1 protein-coding gene is annotated in these 1,095 nt (G+C 75.3%); it reads right to left on the bottom strand.

Annotation, left to right across the window (positions count from 1 at the left end):
* Positions 1–891: alpha/beta fold hydrolase (locus tag EHS43_RS44980; RefSeq protein ID WP_125196100.1), on the bottom strand; the 891-nt coding region annotated here is incomplete at its 3' end.
* Between the last annotated feature and the right edge of the window lie 204 nt (positions 892–1,095).

The following is a 1,095-nucleotide window of genomic DNA, read 5'->3' on the forward strand; positions in this document are numbered from 1 at the left end:
GGCGGGGGCGATCTCGGCGATCGGCACGGGATGCGGCGGCGCGGACGCGAGGACCGGCGCGACCTGGGCGGCGGGGATCGCCGTCTGGCCGGTGCTGGAGTCGAAGGCGGGCTGCCAGGCGGTGGAGAAGTGCCGGACCAGGAGATCGGTGACGGCGGCGGGCTGCTCGACCGGCACCAGGTGGGAGGCGCCGGGCACGACGGCGAGCCGGGCGTCCGGGATGCCCGCGACCAGGGTGCGGGCCTCCGCGGGACCGGTGACCTGGTCGTCGGAGCCGACGAGGACCAGGGTCGGCACACCGACGTGCGCGAGGTCGGCCCGCACGTCGAACGCGGCCAGCGCCTCGCAGGCCGCGATGTAGCAGCCGGGGTCCGTGGTGCGCACCATCTGCACGGCCCACTCGGTGATCGCGGGCTGGGCGGCGGCGAACCCGGAGGTGAACCAGCGCTCCGGCGAGGTACGGGCGATGGGGTCGAGCCCGTTCGTCCGTACGATCACCCCGCGCTGCCGGAACTCGTCGGCCGTGCCGAAGCGGGGCGAGGCGGCGATCAGCGCGAGCGAGGCGAGCCGCTCCGGGTGGCGCAGCGCCAGCTCCATGCCGACCGCGCCGCCGAGCGCGCAGCCCGCGTAGCCGAAGCGCTGCACCCCGAAGCGGTCGAGCGTGGCGAGCAGCCGGTCGGTGAGGTCGCCGACGGAACCCGCCGGGTAGGCGGGCGCACCGCCGTGCCCCGGCAGGTCGAACCGGAAGACCCGCCACTGCTTGGCCAGTTCGGGGACCTGGCGGTCCCACATGTGCCACGTGGTCCCGAGCGAGGGCCCCAGGATGAGAACGGGGGCCTCTTCCGGGCCGTCGAAGCGGTACTGGAGGGCGGGGATCTGCGTCTGGCTCACGGCCCCCACGCTAACCGCCTTTCCCCGCGGCCCGGACCCGGAGCCCCCGCTCCTCACAGCGGGCTCCCGCACATCACCGGCGAACTCTCACACAGCCTTCACGGGGTGGGGGCAGGGGTCGTGCGTCGGCCGGAGGTCGGTCGGGTCACAGGTCGGTCGGTGTGCCCAGTCCCGTGAGGGCGCCGACCGGGTCCAGGTCGGGGG

Origin of the sequence: Streptomyces sp. RP5T (assembly GCF_003933965.1) — a bacterium.
GTDB lineage: Bacteria > Actinomycetota > Actinomycetes > Streptomycetales > Streptomycetaceae > Streptomyces.